The sequence below is a fragment of the Paenibacillus beijingensis genome, from assembly GCF_000961095.1.
Lineage (GTDB): Bacteria > Bacillota > Bacilli > Paenibacillales > Paenibacillaceae > Paenibacillus_O > Paenibacillus_O beijingensis.
Map to the genome: position 1 here is coordinate 4,224,193 of NZ_CP011058.1, position 16,589 is coordinate 4,240,781.

A 16,589-nucleotide genomic window follows, 5' to 3' on the forward strand; every position below is an offset into this window, starting at 1 on the left:
TGGAGGAAAAATAATGAGAGAGAAAAATAAATTTTTTATGGAAAAAAAACATTTTGATGATGAAGGATTTATTATCATTAGGGGTTTATATGATTCCAATGAAATCGAAGAGATTAGAGATAGTTTTAAAGGATTTAATGATTTAAAAAAAGATCCTGATATTGAAACTGACATCTTTAGTTCATACCCGAGAATAATGGAAACTCATAAAAATAATGAAGTAGCTTTTAAATATATGATTCACCCTAAAGTGAGTACAATTTTGAAGAATTTATTTCAAGAGGATGCACTTGCCTGTCATAGTATGTTTTATTTGAAACCACCAGGTGCTCTAGGACAAGCGCTACACCAGGATAATTTTTATTTAAAGATGGAACCTGAACCTTGTATTGGGGTATGGGTTGCATTAGATGATTCAGATGAAGAAAATGGAGCATTAGTTGTAGTGCCAAAATCCCACCGTACTCCAATACAATGTCCTCATAGATCAAACCCTGAGATGTCTTTTACAAGAGAAGAAGTTAATATTCCAGAAGGAATGGAAGTAATAACAGTTGAACTGAAATCAGGCGATGCGATTTTTTTTAGTGGCAATATAATTCATGGGTCTTACCCAAACAGCTCCAAAAAAAGATTTCGTAGGTCATTTATAACCCACTATGCTGCTTCATCTACAAAAAAGGCAGGAAATATATATGCTCATATGTATAACATGGAGGGTGAGGAAGTAGTAATAGAAGATAATACATTTGCAGGTCCATGCGGGAATGAATATTAATAAAATTTTGGAGGTAATATGTATAAAGTACTTATCTTAGGGGGTACACGCTTTGTTGGCAAAAGGTTGGTTGAAAAGCTTTTAGTAGATGATTGCGAAATTACTATTGCTAACAGAGGGATAACTGAAGACAACTTTGGAAATTCAGTGAAGCGAATTATTGTAAATCGTTGGGATTACATTTCTATGAATCATGAGCTAGGAAATAACGAATGGGATATTGTATACGATTTTATTTGTTTTAACGCATTTGATGCACTTGACTCTTGTAGGGTTTTTAAAGATAAGATTGGGAGATATATACTAATCTCCTCCCAAGCTGTGTATAGCTATTCTGATGTTGCACTAGCCGAGGCAGATTTTGATCCTTCATCTTATAAAATTAACTGGAGGAATAGATCCGATTACGAATATTCTGAAGGAAAAAAATCGGCGGAAGCAGCTTTTAAGCAGATGAGTACTTTTCCTGTAACGTATGTTAGGTTTCCATATATACTTGGTAAAGATGATTATTCACTTAGACTTGACCATTATGTCAAATTTATAAGCAATGATATTCCTATTGGAGTTACCAACTTACACTCTAAGTTATCTTTAATTTCTTCAGAGGAAGCATCGCAATTCCTTTATTTGTTACTTGATAGATATGATTTAGAGGGACCAATGAATGCTTGTTCTCATGACTATATTACAACTGAACAATTTTTATTTACGATATCAGATGCACTAAATAAAGATTTTAAAATTTCAAATATAATTGATGAATACAACAAAGGGCCTTATGACTGCGAGCGATCTTGGTTTATGAATAATTCATTTGCAATTAAGGAAGGTTTTTTATTTAAAAATATTAATGATTGGTTGACGGAATTAGTTTTAAGAAAATAATTAGACTTATTAAAATATCATTAGAGAGGTAAAGGATATTTTATTAACCATTTTAAGTTATTAGAGGGAAAAACTGACAATCGTTGTATACGTATTGGAGGATGACATGGAAAATAAACATTTCGGAAAGTGAAAACAATGAAAGTTAGTTTGTAAATTGGATTTAGCTATTATTTTTAGAAATTTAGAGAAAGCAGATTATGAATTCATTATGCCCGTACAAGTTGGTATATGAATTGCGAGCGTTTTTATTCATGAAAAGATCGCCAACCACCTGACCAAGTTGGCCGGGGAAGGCGATCTTCTATTTATCAAGACGATGGATTTACCTACAATAGTAATACGATGTGAGTTTCATGGACTCTGGATCAAAATATAAATCAACATCTTTCTGAGTCAGAGAGGGTAGTTCTGAGGGGGCCAATATCTCGTACAATCATGAAATATACGATGGTGGAAAATATGGAAATATATGCCGTTAATATAAAAGGAGTACAACCAAAACATTCGTTAAGTAAGTTAATGCAGTATATACCAAATGAGAAGATTAATAAACTAAAACAATTTCTTAAATATGAAGACATGTTGAGATCCTTAACTGCAGAATTATTAATTCGTGTATTAATTGTAAAACAAAAATCACTGCGAAATACTGAGATTTTCTTTGATACAAATCCTTTTGGAAAGCCTTCTTTAAAAGGTTATTTACTCGAGTTCAATCTATCTCATTCTGGTGACTGGGTCGTTTGTGCAATTGGTAATTCTCCTGTCGGTATTGATATTGAGGAAATCAAGTCAATAGATATCGAATTAGCTAAGTACATATTTTCGAATCAAGAATATAGTCATTTTATTGAAAAAAAAGAAGACGAACGGCAGTCTTACTTCTTTGAGTTATGGACTTTAAAAGAAAGTTATATTAAAGCAGTCGGATCGGGGTTATCATTCCCCCTACATTTATTTTCTTTTACTAAGTCAGGTAATAAAATTATATTTCAGAGCAACTATACTAGTAGAGAAGTCTATTTTAGACAATTTCATATAGATCTCAATTACAAATTAGCAGTGTGCAATACTCGTAATCTTTTCCCAGAGTATATTCATATTTGGAGTTTTGATCAATTGTATATTAATTCCTTGTGGCTGTTAAGTTGACTATCGTTTAAAGACTATAAATCGTGAAGTCTTAAGGTGAGAGTGTACCAAACAAGCTACGTGAATGAAAAGAGGTCATCGTGAATATATTGCAGACAACTTCAGGAATGCAGGCAGTTGGGAACAAAACTCGTACAGAAGAAGAATCTCCAATCGATTCTGCGTGAACAGCCGCTCACTCGCCGTCAGGCAGACGATCAGCAAGGGGAGATCGCATGGGAGTTGTTGTTCAATGTCGCCGCACAGCGCCCACCAGCAGACGGCAAGATTAGCGACCTTTGGCCTGATAGGGTCTTACACGGCGGCAGCGATCAGGGCAAGTCTCGCCTGTACCGCCATGTATGGTTACGTTCTCTAAGGAGATTGCCCATTACCGGTAGATACGGGCGATGGTGGTGCTTTACCGGCTTGCCTTCAGCCAGCCGAATCAGGAAGACTTCCTGAAGGAGCTAATTCCTGGGTGAGTGACAGAGGTGTGTATGGAGTGAAGTTGACGAAGAGATATTAGGGATATGAACACAATTGAATTCTTACGCCGAGATCCGATCTGCTTTATTATTTTACATTTCATAAAAAAAGAAGACCTTAGGGGAGAGAAACATCGTCGCTTTTTGCGGTGATGTTTTTCTTTTGATGAAGAGGCAACAAAATCGAACTCTAGGTGAAAATAGTAGGGTAGCGATACTGTTCCGGTTGATCTAGAGGGAAGTGAGAGGAACACAGGCGGGCTGATTCGGAACCGTGGCAGCAGCATTTTAGTGATGCACTTAATGTACCGTTCAAGTGGAAGAAACAAGAAGAATCTTTGTGAATTCCATGTCTGATTTATACCATGAGCAAATTTCAGACGAGTTTATTTTCAAGGTATTTGATGTTATGAACCAAACACCCATGCATACATACCAAATACTTACGAAAAGACCCGAACGAGCTCTGGCAATTTCACAATGAATTCTATGGACAGATAACATTTGGCAAGGAACCAGTGTAGAAAATAATCGATTAACCACAAGAGTTGATATTCTACGTGAGATACCGGCAAAGGTAAGGTTTTTATATTGTGAACCGCTAATTGGCCCACTGACTGATTTAAATCTAACAGGAATTCATTGGGTGATTGTTGGCGGTGAGTCTGGTCCTGGATCCCGAAAAATTGATGAGCAATGGGTTAGGGATATACAAGCACAATGCGTAGCTTCCGGGGTAGCATTCTTTTTTAAGCAATGGGGTGGGGTGCAAAAACATCTTACTGGAAGACTTTTAGATGGTAAGGAATGGAATGAGTTTCCCAAGTAACACATTAAATATCTTCCCCTGCAACTACTGGTTGGAGGGTTTGAGAGCAGAGCTGAAAAGTATGTTCTAGTTACAAATTCGCATATTCATATCTTTACATACATTCGAAATTAGGGTGACTTTAGAAGTCATCTTTTTTTTCGATGCTACAACCTTGAAACATTTGGCCGGAGGTGGAGGGGTAATAATACAACTTACTTCTTGTCTTTTATTGATATATGTTCTTGTCCTCCGACACGACAAAAAATGTCTAGCGACAGAAACATTGTAACATCGTCCCTATTGGAGTGTTTGGAACCAAATTTTTGTCTGGGGTGTAATATTTCTTAAACTTATTCCCTCACCAAAAATGTGAAGATACCGTAGTTAGCACAACCCAACATAAATTGTATTTTTTATTATGTTACCAGGTTTCTGTCGTTTTCCTGCGACACAAAAATGGTAACATATTTATTTTGTTACAAAATTATGGTAAAATTGTGGGAGATGTAATACCGCTGAACAGCGGTTCTGAGAGGGGGATTTGTGGTATGTATTCTCCTGTTCCTATAAAACGTAGCACCAAGTTTGGAAATAATTATTGGGAAGTTTATGGAAGAAAGGTTAATCGTAATGTCAGATTATTTAGTGATCTTGAATACGATAATTGGATTATGATTGAAGGCGACCCTCAAGTTGCTACATATTGTGAACAGCCCTTATTGATTAGCTATCAATTAGATAATCGAGTAGTCAACTCCATATTTGATATGTGGGTTCAATACTTAGACGGTAGAGAAGTTTTTATGGAGGTTAAATATTCTAAAGAACTATTAATTAACAATAAGGACTCAGAGAGGTCTCTAAGACAAACTAAAGTGCAAAAACTTTGGTGTGAGGAACGAGGATTTACATACACCATTCGAACTGAAAAGGATATTCGACAAAATCGAATATTTTTATCAAATATGAAATTAGTCATTTCACAAGTGAAGAATCGTCAAAAACCAAATGATTTATACTACTACAAAATCATAAAAGGCTTGCAACGAATAAGGGTAAAGTTATCTGATTTTGAAGATTCATTTTCTTCTATATCAAAGGCAAGAATGAGAGAAATTATCTGTTGGTTAATTTATGAAGGTAAAATTAATTGTAATGCTGATGAAGTTTTAATAGGTGATGATTTGGAGGTTTGGTTAAAATGAACCGAATTATCGAATCTGTTGAACTCGACCCCTTTTATCTAAACACAGAAAACTGGCCTTCCGTATTTATAGACAACTTCTCCGAAAAACAGAAAGAAATTTTCCAGAACAGAAAAATGGCGATAGACCTCTATATGCAAAATGAGAGGACTGTAAAAGAAATATGTGAGTTAACGAGAATGAAGCGTCATCATTTGGTGCGGTTATTAAGAAGGTGTTTGGCTGTAGATGATCATGGAAACATTTGGGGATATCGCGCATTAATTCCTCACAAACAATTAGTAAGATATAATCTAAAAGAATTTCCTAAAAGAATCAGTGATAAAGACCAGAGGATAGCGGGATCGTTTCAACTTCTACTAAATCGACATCCTAATATTAAGGAACTGATAGACAATTTATATTTACGAAGGGGCAAAGACACGGTTCACGAACCGAGAATTAAAGTTAAAAACTTGCATAAACGTTTTCTTGATGAATGTCGTTCATTGGGCATTAAGCCTACAGAATACCCATTTAATACTGCTAATCTTGCGAAAAGATCATTAGAACGATATGTAAAAAGGTTAGAACTTAGGCATTTTAGCGAAGGGGTCAAACGTCACGGAGAACAAGCTACCTCTTATGCGAAGTCAACAGGAATAGGAGAGCAGAACCATCCTATTATTATTCGTCCTTTTGAACGAGTACAATTCGATGGACACCGCATTGATGCAATGATAGCAATTGTGTTTAATACTCCAGAAGGTGATGAACTTGTTGAGGTAATGAGCCGAATATGGATTTTGGCTATAATTGATGTCGGGACACGAGCAATATTAGGTTATCATTTGTGCTTAAATAAGGAATATTCCTCTTTTGATGTACTATCTTGCATCCGGAACGCGATTGTACCAAAAAAATCTATTCCACTTACTATTCCGGGTCTACAATACAATGAATCTGGCGGGTTTGTCTCTGAAAAGCTACCTGAAACACAGTGGGCGTTATGGGACGAATTTCTTTTGGATAATGCCAAAGCAAACCTCTCAACGATTGTTAGGGATCGCTTAACTCAAATCGTGGGATGTAGCATAAATGCAGGACCAGTCAGTACGCCAGTTAGAAGAAGTTTGATCGAGCGATTTTTTCAAACCTTAGAAGAAAACGGATTTCACCGTTTACCAAGTACAACGGGAAGTAAACCTAATGATCCTAGAAGAAGATCACCAGAAGAAAAAGCTGTTCAATACAAAATTAGGCTGGCTGACCTAGAACAATTGACGGAAATATTGATTTCTAATTATAACGGAACACCACATACAGGAACAAACAATTTGACTCCATTAGAAGTCATGGAACAGAGAATTAACAAGGGGTGGAACAGCCTTAAGCCTCAAATTAATTTCTTCAAGAGTACAACACTTTTTGATTGTGATATTATGAATTTTATGTATCAAAGTTGGGCCAGGGAATTTTCTGGTCTTCGTAGGGACGATATATCAGTCTTTTTTAAAATTTTTAAACGAATGTTTGCTATAATGATATCAGAATATTATAAAAATATTATGGAAGTTGTCGTTAAAAATTCTCTAGATGAAAATTTTACAATCAAAAAAGTATTAAACATTAAAGTACCCTTTGAAATAAGTCGAATGCCGTTTTTTGCAATTTACTTCCTTTCGAAGGAATGTGTCATAATGTGGAAAGAACATATACAAACATTAGCAAAGGGTTGAGATTGTGTTTAAAGAAAAAAGAGGTCAGAATCAGTGATAGATTCTGTAAAAATTATATCTTGGCCTAAGGAGAATTTGTTGTGGAGTACGAGAATTCAGCACTAAGTACTATTTATAATATGATTAAAACATCTAGACAAAGATATGGTTCTTTAAAAAAATGCGAATTTCATCTACATACACCTGCATCTTATGATTATAATCTCATTGAAGGGAAGGAATATGTAGAATTAAATGATATTGAGGTAATTAATCTTGCAACAGAAGAAGGATTTTTAACAATAGAACAGCAACAACATCTATTAAATAATATAGACGATTATAGGAACAGTAATTATAAACAAAACATAGAAGGGAAAGACATTCCTTATGACAGTTTTAAAGAATATCTTTCCTATATGCTTATAGCTTATAAACTCTACAAAAATGAGATTGAAGTGGTCATAATCTCGGATCATAACACTATAAAAGGATATAAGAAACTTAAGTACGCACTTAATGAATTTTTTATACAAAAAATAAAAGGAAACAAAAACATAAAAACAAAGCTAATTTCTCTCTTTTTAGGAGTTGAAATTTCTTGTTCAGAAAAGAATCATTTAATCGTCATCTTTGATGAATCTAATTATAATCAACTCGAAAGCTATCTGAATGAAATAATTTTAACTGAGAAAGATGGTACTTATTGCACTAGTCTTCAAGTTTTTGAAGATATTAAAAAATATGACGGGATTGCCTATTTAGCTCATATGAACACTTCTAACTATAATGGTAGCAGTGCTTATAAGAAGAAACTTTTTAATCTTCCTCAGATGAACATAATAGGATTAACTGATAAAACTACAAAAGACAGGGAACTTCAGAAGATAATTCATTATAATAAAGATGCCAAACGCAAATTTGGCTTTGTTTATGAAGGAGATTCGCATTCTATAGCGAGTATTGGAGTAAAAAGCACTTGGGTTAAATTCAATAAAGTGGATTTCGCTTCCTTAAAGAAGGCTGTTTATAATCACAATATTAGCATATATATTGAGAAACCCAATAAACTTGATAAGTTTATTAAAGGATTGGCAATCGAGACAGGGACAGACGGATTTCTAAAATCAAATCCGAATAATAACAAAAATCCTTTTTCATCTAAATACTTAATCATTGATTTTTCCCGTGATTTAAATTGCATTATCGGTGGTAGAGGCACCGGTAAAAGCACCTTATTAAATATTATTGAAACCTCAGCATCGCTGGAAATTGATGAGATTGAAAAGTTAAAGTTTATATGTAGACACAAAGTAATTTATATTGTCTTCTTCTATATGGATTGTGACTATATCCTAAGATTTATTCCTCAAACAAAAGATATAAGTAAATATTACTTTATTGAAGACGAGTTTATTGAGAAAACGTATAAGAAAAAAACCAAGACAACGTATACACTTATAAGCAATCATTGGGTTCAATTATTTCGAGTACAGGAAAATAACGTTTTTGAGCCAGTTCCTGATAAAAGTGTATTGGAAATTTTACAACAATTATTTAAGAAGAGCTATTCGATTAATAATATAATAAATCAAATTAACAATGGTGAAATAGGCCAATTTATAAAAGATACGATATTTTATGGAGTGGACTATAAAGAATCGACAGAGTTGATTGAGAAATTGATTACATCTCATGATCGTAGTTTTAACAAATACTTAAGGGATAACGCCATTAGAATATTATCAGCTGTAGATACTCACAATAAGCTAGTTTCTAAAAAAATTGATGATTTTAATATTCAAAATTCAGAAACAATTAGAATAATACAATCTCCAAAAAAGAAACGAGTAGAATATTATCTTAATGATTTGCTTGAAGTTATTCGTAGCAACAGTCATGTTGCAGGTACTGTTTTAACGTGGAATGATGTAGAAAGGTTTATTATTCAGACATCAAAACAAATGGGATACTTAAATTTTCTTTATTTATTATTTAATAAAAAATTTATAGAGATTGACAAATCTAATCAAATTTCTTCATTCGTACAAGAAGAAAAAAGTTTTAAATTAGTCGAGATGGAACTCAAAGAAATAACAAAAGAAAACCTGATCTCTATCTATAGAGCCATTTATGACAAGATTACTTCTAATAGAAACGAAGTCCAAAGAAGCATTCAAAAATGGTACGAAGTCTTAGATGATTTTTCATTGGAGTTTAATATTAATTTAAAAGAAAGCACAAGAACAGAAGCTTCTGTGATAAAAAACATTGAACATTTATCATTAGGACAAAAGGTAGTGGCGATACTCACTTTTCTGTTTAATTTTGGTAATTATATTAACGATACTACCCCTCTTTTGATTGATCAACCGGAGGATAATTTGGACAATCAGTACATTTATAAAAATTTAGTTGAAAGTTTGAAGAAAATTAAAAATAATAGACAGGTAATTATTGCTACACATAGTTCAACAATAGTCACCAACGCAGATGCAGAGCAGGTCATTGTAATGGATTCCAATTATAAAAATGCCTGGATTGAAGCAAAAGGTTACCCTTCTGATAAATTAATTATTCGTCATATTCTAAACTACATGGAGGGTGGGAAAGAGTCCTTTAAACATAAAATCGAAACATACAGTCTTTATGAAGAAGACTTAATTCTAAAGCATTGATAGTTGTAAAAAAAATAGTTTAAGTGATAACAGAACAAATATTCAATGTACGAAAAAAATTACGATTCTAATTTCGGAGACGAGTGAAAATATATGTAGAAAATAAACCTGCTGATAAAAAAATCTGTATGCAATTAAATCGGTTGCCGAACGTCGAAGATGTTGAGAAATCCCATTCGTAATTCACTAATATAATTTCTTATATATTTGAAAATTAGGAGGTCTTTTATGCAATATGAACGGTTAAGTGATTTTAGTGGAAAAGGCTCTTATCTATTATTTAGCTTTCCTTTATATACAAAAATAAAAATTGATTCATCTATTGAGACAAAAAACGAAACAGAGATATTAGGCTATAACGAGGAAGGAGTGCCTGACACCCTGAATCACATATATTTTTTGGAAAACAAAGACTTTCGATTTCTAAAAAATATGTTTATGGAGGAGAAAAATTTTTTTTACTATTGTCCATTTTGTAATAAAGAACTGCCAATCATTTATAAGGGGCAAGAGTTAAAAATAGAATACCAAGATCCGATACTGACAACTTATACATTTATGTATAGTATGACAGAAGAATATGAAGACTATGAGGAATCTGCAAGTGAGGATTATGCTAAAAGAATTAACGAATTTAATAACCATGTATTGGGAGATAAAAGAGTTCTACAAATGAATTTAGAATGCACGTCAAAATATAAACACAAACTGTATACTATCTTTCAAATAACTGACGATAATAAATTAATGAAAACAGGACAGTATCCCTCAATTCTGGATTTTGATAATTCTTTAAAGGAATATAAGAAAGTTTTGAAAGACAAGAATATAACTAAAGAATTAACCAATGCCGAAATCTTAAAAACACATAACATGGGCGTTGGAGCATTTCTTTATTTGCGTAGGATTTTTGAGAAACTAATATTTGAAACGTTTGAACAAGCCAAATTGGAAAATAATATAGATGAACTAGCATTCAAAATAGCTAAGACTGAAACTAAAGTAAAGATGTTATTTGAAAATGGCTATGTGTCCAGATACTTGGCAGAAATTAACACTTTTGTATATGGTATTCTAAGTAAAGGTATTCATGAATTAAGTGAAGACGAATGTAATTTGCATTATGATACTCTTAGGGAAGCCATTTTACTAATACTTGAAGAAAAAGTGGAAATGGAACAGAAGGAAAAATTGAAGAAAGCAACAAAAAAAGAGTTAAATAAAATACATACAAAATTATCAGAGTAAAAATAACATCAGAATCAATTTATAGATCTCGCATAACTTAAGCAAGTTTCAAACTCCTATGGAGGAACAAAATGAGAAATTCTTCTGTAGTTTAATTAATGTGAAGAGATGAATTCCACCAACATTTGAAAAGGAGTGGGATTATTATGAATCAAACGACTAATGGTACGAAGCAAAGGCATTATGTCGAATCGGTTTTGAATTCAATTATCAACATGGGCTATGATAATGAAACGGCCAAAAAAATGTTTTTAGATAATTACAGGATTGTAAAACGTCGTTACGGTTTTGGTCCAAATGCAGAGAATTTCGCGAAGGAAATTATTGATTTGGATACCATTTCGAAGATAAAGTACGATCCAAACAACCCAGATATGATTGATCTTCGTAAAATTCGAAAACGTATAAAAGAAACGAAAAAATATGGTAAGGACCACAGTTAGCAGTAAAAAAGTCAGGAGGGGATGGTCATGAGATTAACTTTCCAAGACTTCATGAAATTGTTTGAACGACGTAAGATCGAATTTTTTAAACATGAAATTGCTGAAAACGAACGAAAATTCAACGAAATTCAACGCAAGAATGAAAAGATTAAATGATTCATAAATACTAATCTGGCAAGCAAGCTCACATTTAATGAATGGGCAACTGTCAGGGGAGCAGTTGAGATTTTTTTAGCTTCACATATGAAGAAGGCACCACAGTCTATCTACCATGAAGGGATAATAGCAGATGGTCTTTTTTTGTAAACATTTCACTGTCTTTAAGTGGAGAGAGCACGAAACTATATATAGTATTAAATCGGTAGACAATAACCTATATATAGTGTAATATTGGTTATGGGTCTATTTCCCATGGAAACATTTATTATTTCACAAGGGGTTTTTGGAGATGAAACCAGAAGATCAAGAAAAGGACAAAAATGTGCAGATATTTGTTAACGCCAGACCAAAGACAGTAGAAAAGAAAAAATTGTCTTACAGAGAAGTAGTAGAATTAGCATTCGGTTCTTTTGATCCCAACCCTAGTGTGGTTTACACTGTAACGTACTCCAAAGGCATAAACGATGCCAAAGGCTCGCTTGTGGATGGCAAGGATGTTATGGTTCACATAGGGATGGTGTTCCATGTCACAAAAACTGATAAGTCTTAGTCCGGATTTAAAGAGATTGCGGGATGAAGGGTATGAGATTGAAGCAAGAAGTGATGCATACGCTCTAGTCCATCACGTCCCTTACGTGAATGCAAAACGTGAAATTAAATATGGTACATTGGTTTCGGATCTTATACTTTCGGCCAATGTGACCATAAATCCGATATCAAACCATGTTATCCATTTTTGTGGTGAATATCCATGTGATATGCATGGATCCCCCATTGAAGGCATCAGGCATCAAGAGCCAAATCAACGTCTTGATGCCAGCATAATTATGAATTACTCTTTTTCAAACAGGCCCAGCACAGGCTATGCGAATTATTACGATAAATTCATCCAATATATCAAAATCTTATCTGCACCTGCCCAGGCGTTAGATGATTCGGTTACAGCCCAAACCTATCGACCAATCGAATCCGATCAAGAGTCGCAGTCGGTGTTCCATTATTATGATACGAATAGCAGCAGAGCGAATATTGCACCGATCTCCAGAAAATTAGAAGGGCAAAAGATTGCAATAATCGGTCTTGGTGGTACTGGTTCTTATATCTTGGATCTTATCGCAAAAACTCCGGTTGCGGAAATTCATCTCTTTGATGGGGATGAGTTTCTGCAGCATAACGCCTTTCGATCGCCAGGAGCTCCATCATTAAAAACATTGGAAAAACGCGAAAAAAAAGCCAAGTATTTTCGTGACATTTATTCACACATGCACAAGGGAATTCATTTCCACCCAGAACACCTAAGCACAAATAATATCGGAAATATTCTGTTTGCCGATTTTGTGTTCATCGCTATTGATAAGGGCACTGCAAAACGCGTGATTGTAAAGGTCTTGCTGGAACATGGGAAACCTTTTATTGATGTAGGTATCGGTGTTGATATTGTCGATGAATCTCTCATCGGTCAGATTCGTTTAACAACTGCAAATCAAAATAAGAACGATCATGTATATGATCGGATTTCGTTTGGCGATGTAGAAGAAGATGTGTATTCAACGAATATTCAAATAGCTGAGCTCAATGCGCTAAATGCATCTCTGGCGGTGATTCAATGGAAGAAGCTGTACGGATTTTATCAGCCTTCTAGTTTCGAATTTAACAGTACACATTCCACATACACAGGGGATCTGCTCAATGAAGACCGTCACGAATAATAAACGGGTTTACCCTGTATTTACTTCGATCATTCCAGATGTCTTGGAGCTAGACAAGGTTTATATCAGTATTGATTACAAAACGGTTGTACATCTATGTGCTTGTGGATGTGGTGAGGAAGTTGTTACTCCTCTACAGCCTTCAGAGTGGAAAATCACCTATGATGGCGAAACGGTCTCATTACATCCATCCATAGGAAATTGGTCATACAAGTGCAGATCCCATTATTGGATCAAGAAAAACCAAATCGTATGGGCAGAAGATTGGTCCGATGAACGAGTCAAACGAACAAGGCAGTTGGATACACAGAGGAAAAATCTCGATTCAAATGGGAATGGCCAACAGAAGTCTACAACAAAGGCAACAAAAGGAGATACGCAAACAAGCAAGCCAATAACTGTTTGGGATCGTTTCAAAAGATTCTTCAAGTAAAGCGAAATCAAAGAGAGGACACTGCGGCCGCCGTGAGAACCGGAAGTCACATAGAACGACGGCAACCCGATCATGTGCGCGGCGCGGGAAGTAGTTTGAAAATAAAACGCTCCCGGTTATTATTGCGACAGAAAACTTGTAACTTATCAAGAAATAATATTTGATGATGTTACTAATTTTCTGTCGCAATAATGGAATGATACAATGTTCAGTCGTAGAATGTTACAATATTCCTGTCGTTAGACAAAAAATGAATGATTGTCATAGCAATCATTAGCATAGAAACTATATTTGCATAAAACTCGGATTTTGTACAGATGTCTATAAACCATGAAAAGCCCATAATTCATTTGACTTTTTTCCATAAAACTCTTTTCTTTCCGTGGCTTTTGACAAAAAGCCGGATATGAGCGGCTTAAAAGCCCGAATGGATGGGTGGTCGATTCGTAATTAAGTTATAAACTATCCTAGTTCTAATCTTTGAAATTGGAAGCATAAATTTGCCGCAGAAAAATGGAAGCATAAACTTGCCAAAGTTGCAAACTTATGGGTTAAATTACAACTATGAAACGCCGGGCGGACGTGTTGAAAGTGGGGCATCACGGGAGCCGATTTTCCACCGGCAATCCATGGCTCGCTTATTGGCAGCCGCAGGCGGCCGCCATTTCCGTCGGACGAAACAACATCTATCGGCATCCGAGCGATCATACGCTGAACAGACTGGAGGAAGCGGACATACCGGTGTGGCGCACCGATTTGAACGGGGAGATCGAATTCCGGGTGAAATCGTCCTCCGAGCTGCATGTAAGGGCGGTGCGTCAATAAATAGATTGATATTTTTCTTTATTTTTCCAAATTGTCCTTTGCTGTCTTGTATACGGTGGGGGCATTTTTTGTTATTCTTAAAGTTGACTTTTGAAAATAAATAGAGAAGCTGCAACCTTAGGCCTATTCGGCACGTCTGTAAAGTTGCAAGAGAGGGGGATCCTTCGTGGTGGAGCCAGGTCTCATAAGAGCCGCTCAAGAGGGCGATCGCGACGCCCTAATAACCCTGCTGCGCGAAATCGAAACCCACGTATACCGAACCGCTTACTATATTCTGGGCAATGAGCAGGACGCAATGGACGCCGCCCAGGAGGCGCTTATCCGGATTTATACGAAAATAAACTCCTACGAAGAAAAAGCCCAGTTTAAAACATGGGTTCAACGCATTGTTACGAATATCTGCATTGATAAATTCCGTCGCAGCAAGCCGACGGTTTCGATCGAAGAGCACGAAATGGTATTCCGCGAGAAACAGAATGTCGAGGAAGAGGTTCTATCCGCTTATGCGGCAAAAGATATCCGGGATGCGATCGACATGCTGCCCGACCATCATCGGGCGGTCGTCGTCCTGCGTTACCTGCAGGATTTTTCGTATAACGAAATTGCCGATTCGCTGGACCTTCCGCTTAATACGGTTAAATCGTATCTTTTTCGAGCCCGTCAACAACTGCAAACCTTACTTCATGATTATCAGAAAGGCGGTGTGAGAGGATGACTTGTCAAGAGGTGATGGACGATATGCAACGACAATTGGACGGCGATCTTGACGAGCGCGAAAGCGACATCCTGATGGCTCATTTGCAAAACTGCCCCGAATGTTCGGAAATGTTCGACCGTCTGCAGCGATTGTCTCAAGAGCTGGAACAGCTCCCTAAAGTGATGCCGCCGTTCAGCCTGGTGGATGCGATTATGCCGAAACTTGCGGAGATCGACGCCGCTGCCGTCGGGACGGGCACTTCGGTTACCCGTAATGTTGCGGGCCTGCGGCGAAACTACGGCTCGGCTCTCACGCTTCCGACATCGGAAGCGGAGCATCGCCGGGCTTCGGACGACGCAGGAGAAACGTTAGCCGGCAGGTCTTCCCGCTTGGAGAAACGCCGTAAACGCCGCTTCACGTTTGGGGCGCTGGGCGGAATCGTCGCGGCCGCGGTCGTGGCCGGTCTGTTTCTGGTTACGTACCAGCCGAATATGATCTCGAGCGGCAATCAGGCTGCGGATGCCCTGCCCTCATCCGGCTCGGCCGCCGAGTCTTCGGCCAGCGGCGATTTCTCGGCAAGCACGAAGGCGTCGTCATCCGAAAGTAAGGAGAGTGACAACTCACAGCGGAGCACGGCCGCGCAGGAGTCCGAGCAGAATCAAAAAATGGACAGCTCCGAAAATCCCGAAGCTTCCGCCGACGGCTCTTCAACCGAGAAACAAGCGCCTGCTTTAGGGGACGATTATGTCGTTCCGCAGCAGAGCAATCAAGGGGAAAGCTCAGGCGATCCGGACAAGACGTTTTCTGCTCCGGATGAAAAGAGCAGCCTGCCTTCGAACGGATCAATGGACGGGCCCGATTCGGGCAGCGAGGAAAGCAGCACGTCCGACTCATCCGCGGACGGTACGAATTCCGGCTCTGCCGGTGCAGCGGAAGCGCCGGGCGGAGATTCGCCGGATCTAAAGGACGGCATCGCCGGCGGGAACCCGGAAAGCGGTGCAGCCGGCGGCACGGACGGAAGTTCGCCAGCCCACCCCGGGATTGCCGGAACTCCCGGCCAAGAGACCGGTCCGAATATGGGCATTGCGGCATCTCCCGAAGCGATGGTGTCTCCAAGCGATACTTCCCCGGACGGCACGTTCAAAGCGGCTGTGAAAGACGGCGTCGTGTCGGTCTACAAAGCCGAAGGCGGCGGAGGCGTCGTGTTTGAGAGCGACCCGAAGAAGGGAACGATCGGCAACCTTGCCTGGATCGACAACAAGACGCTGACTTATACCGTAACGAACGGCGAGGACAGTAAAGTGACGTACAAGGTCGATGTGGAGGCAGGTTCCGAATCGCAGCAATAATTGATGCGCACATCTGCGGGTTGATTTGCGTATAATATCCTATATAA

Annotated in this window: 14 protein-coding genes and 1 pseudogene; all 15 read left to right on the forward strand. The window is 37.3% G+C overall.

The window, feature by feature from the left end:
- Positions 1-13: 13 nt before the first annotated feature.
- The 15 genes and pseudogenes from VN24_RS19045 to VN24_RS19115 all read left to right on the forward strand — a co-directional run bounded on the left by VN24_RS19045 (position 14) and on the right by VN24_RS19115 (position 16,542).
- Positions 14-778, forward strand: coding sequence for a phytanoyl-CoA dioxygenase family protein (locus VN24_RS19045; protein ID WP_045671702.1), 765 nt, complete (start codon positions 14-16; stop codon positions 776-778).
- Positions 779-796: 18 nt separating this feature from the next.
- Entirely contained in the window at positions 797-1,666 is an 870-nt protein-coding gene (locus tag VN24_RS19050; protein WP_045671703.1) for a Rossmann-fold NAD(P)-binding domain-containing protein, read from the forward strand.
- A 462-nt stretch (positions 1,667-2,128) separates the two neighbouring features.
- On the forward strand, positions 2,129-2,821 hold the full coding sequence (locus tag VN24_RS19055; RefSeq protein WP_052703215.1) for a 4'-phosphopantetheinyl transferase family protein: 693 nt from the start codon (positions 2,129-2,131) through the stop codon (positions 2,819-2,821).
- A gap of 816 nt (positions 2,822-3,637) precedes the next feature.
- Positions 3,638-4,117: pseudogene (locus VN24_RS27070) on the forward strand (DUF5131 family protein).
- Between the two features lie 530 nt (positions 4,118-4,647).
- Positions 4,648-5,304, forward strand: coding sequence for a TnsA endonuclease N-terminal domain-containing protein (locus tag VN24_RS19065; protein WP_045671705.1), 657 nt, complete (start codon positions 4,648-4,650; stop codon positions 5,302-5,304).
- Positions 5,301-7,022, forward strand: coding sequence for a hypothetical protein (locus VN24_RS19070; protein ID WP_052703050.1), 1,722 nt, complete (start codon positions 5,301-5,303; stop codon positions 7,020-7,022). Before VN24_RS19065 ends, VN24_RS19070 begins: the two co-directional genes overlap by 4 nt.
- Positions 7,023-7,102: 80 nt before the next feature.
- On the forward strand, positions 7,103-9,679 hold the full coding sequence (locus VN24_RS28280; protein ID WP_052703051.1) for a Spaf_1101 family AAA-like ATPase: 2,577 nt from the start codon (positions 7,103-7,105) through the stop codon (positions 9,677-9,679).
- A 228-nt stretch (positions 9,680-9,907) separates the two neighbouring features.
- Positions 9,908-10,927 carry a hypothetical protein gene (locus VN24_RS19080; RefSeq protein ID WP_045671706.1) on the forward strand — a complete coding sequence of 340 codons (1,020 nt, stop codon included), beginning with the start codon at positions 9,908-9,910 and terminating at the stop codon, positions 10,925-10,927.
- Positions 10,928-11,073: 146 nt separating this feature from the next.
- Entirely contained in the window at positions 11,074-11,370 is a 297-nt protein-coding gene (locus tag VN24_RS19085) for a hypothetical protein (RefSeq protein WP_045671707.1), read from the forward strand.
- A gap of 448 nt (positions 11,371-11,818) precedes the next feature.
- Positions 11,819-12,079 carry a multiubiquitin domain-containing protein gene (locus tag VN24_RS19090; protein WP_045671708.1) on the forward strand — a complete coding sequence of 87 codons (261 nt, stop codon included), beginning with the start codon at positions 11,819-11,821 and terminating at the stop codon, positions 12,077-12,079.
- Positions 12,054-13,238, forward strand: coding sequence for a ThiF family adenylyltransferase (locus VN24_RS19095; protein WP_045671709.1), 1,185 nt, complete (start codon positions 12,054-12,056; stop codon positions 13,236-13,238). The genes VN24_RS19090 and VN24_RS19095 overlap by 26 nt, the downstream gene beginning before the upstream one ends.
- Entirely contained in the window at positions 13,219-13,671 is a 453-nt protein-coding gene (locus VN24_RS19100) for a ubiquitination-like system serine protease family protein (RefSeq protein ID WP_045671710.1), read from the forward strand. The genes VN24_RS19095 and VN24_RS19100 overlap by 20 nt, the downstream gene beginning before the upstream one ends.
- Before the next feature lie 564 nt (positions 13,672-14,235).
- Positions 14,236-14,496, forward strand: coding sequence for a ComEC/Rec2 family competence protein (locus VN24_RS19105; RefSeq protein WP_045671711.1), 261 nt, complete (start codon positions 14,236-14,238; stop codon positions 14,494-14,496).
- A 166-nt stretch (positions 14,497-14,662) separates the two neighbouring features.
- Positions 14,663-15,211, forward strand: coding sequence for an RNA polymerase sigma factor (locus VN24_RS19110; protein ID WP_045671712.1), 549 nt, complete (start codon positions 14,663-14,665; stop codon positions 15,209-15,211).
- A 14-nt stretch (positions 15,212-15,225) separates the two neighbouring features.
- On the forward strand, positions 15,226-16,542 hold the full coding sequence (locus tag VN24_RS19115) for a zf-HC2 domain-containing protein (RefSeq protein ID WP_274520453.1): 1,317 nt from the start codon (positions 15,226-15,228) through the stop codon (positions 16,540-16,542).
- Positions 16,543-16,589: the final 47 nt, after the last annotated feature.

Coding starts and splice junctions, on each gene's coding strand:
- VN24_RS19090 (WP_045671708.1), top strand. CDS start 11,819: ATGAAACCAGAAGATCAAGAAAAGGACAAAAATGTGCAGATATTTGTT.
- VN24_RS19070 (WP_052703050.1), top strand. CDS start 5,301: ATGAACCGAATTATCGAATCTGTTGAACTCGACCCCTTTTATCTAAAC.
- VN24_RS19095 (WP_045671709.1), top strand. CDS start 12,054: ATGTCACAAAAACTGATAAGTCTTAGTCCGGATTTAAAGAGATTGCGG.
- VN24_RS19100 (WP_045671710.1), top strand. CDS start 13,219: ATGAAGACCGTCACGAATAATAAACGGGTTTACCCTGTATTTACTTCG.
- VN24_RS19050 (WP_045671703.1), top strand. CDS start 797: ATGTATAAAGTACTTATCTTAGGGGGTACACGCTTTGTTGGCAAAAGG.
- VN24_RS19115 (WP_274520453.1), top strand. CDS start 15,226: ATGGACGATATGCAACGACAATTGGACGGCGATCTTGACGAGCGCGAA.
- VN24_RS19055 (WP_052703215.1), top strand. CDS start 2,129: ATGGAAATATATGCCGTTAATATAAAAGGAGTACAACCAAAACATTCG.
- VN24_RS19065 (WP_045671705.1), top strand. CDS start 4,648: ATGTATTCTCCTGTTCCTATAAAACGTAGCACCAAGTTTGGAAATAAT.
- VN24_RS19105 (WP_045671711.1), top strand. CDS start 14,236: ATGAAACGCCGGGCGGACGTGTTGAAAGTGGGGCATCACGGGAGCCGA.
- VN24_RS19080 (WP_045671706.1), top strand. CDS start 9,908: ATGCAATATGAACGGTTAAGTGATTTTAGTGGAAAAGGCTCTTATCTA.
- VN24_RS19085 (WP_045671707.1), top strand. CDS start 11,074: ATGAATCAAACGACTAATGGTACGAAGCAAAGGCATTATGTCGAATCG.
- VN24_RS19045 (WP_045671702.1), top strand. CDS start 14: ATGAGAGAGAAAAATAAATTTTTTATGGAAAAAAAACATTTTGATGAT.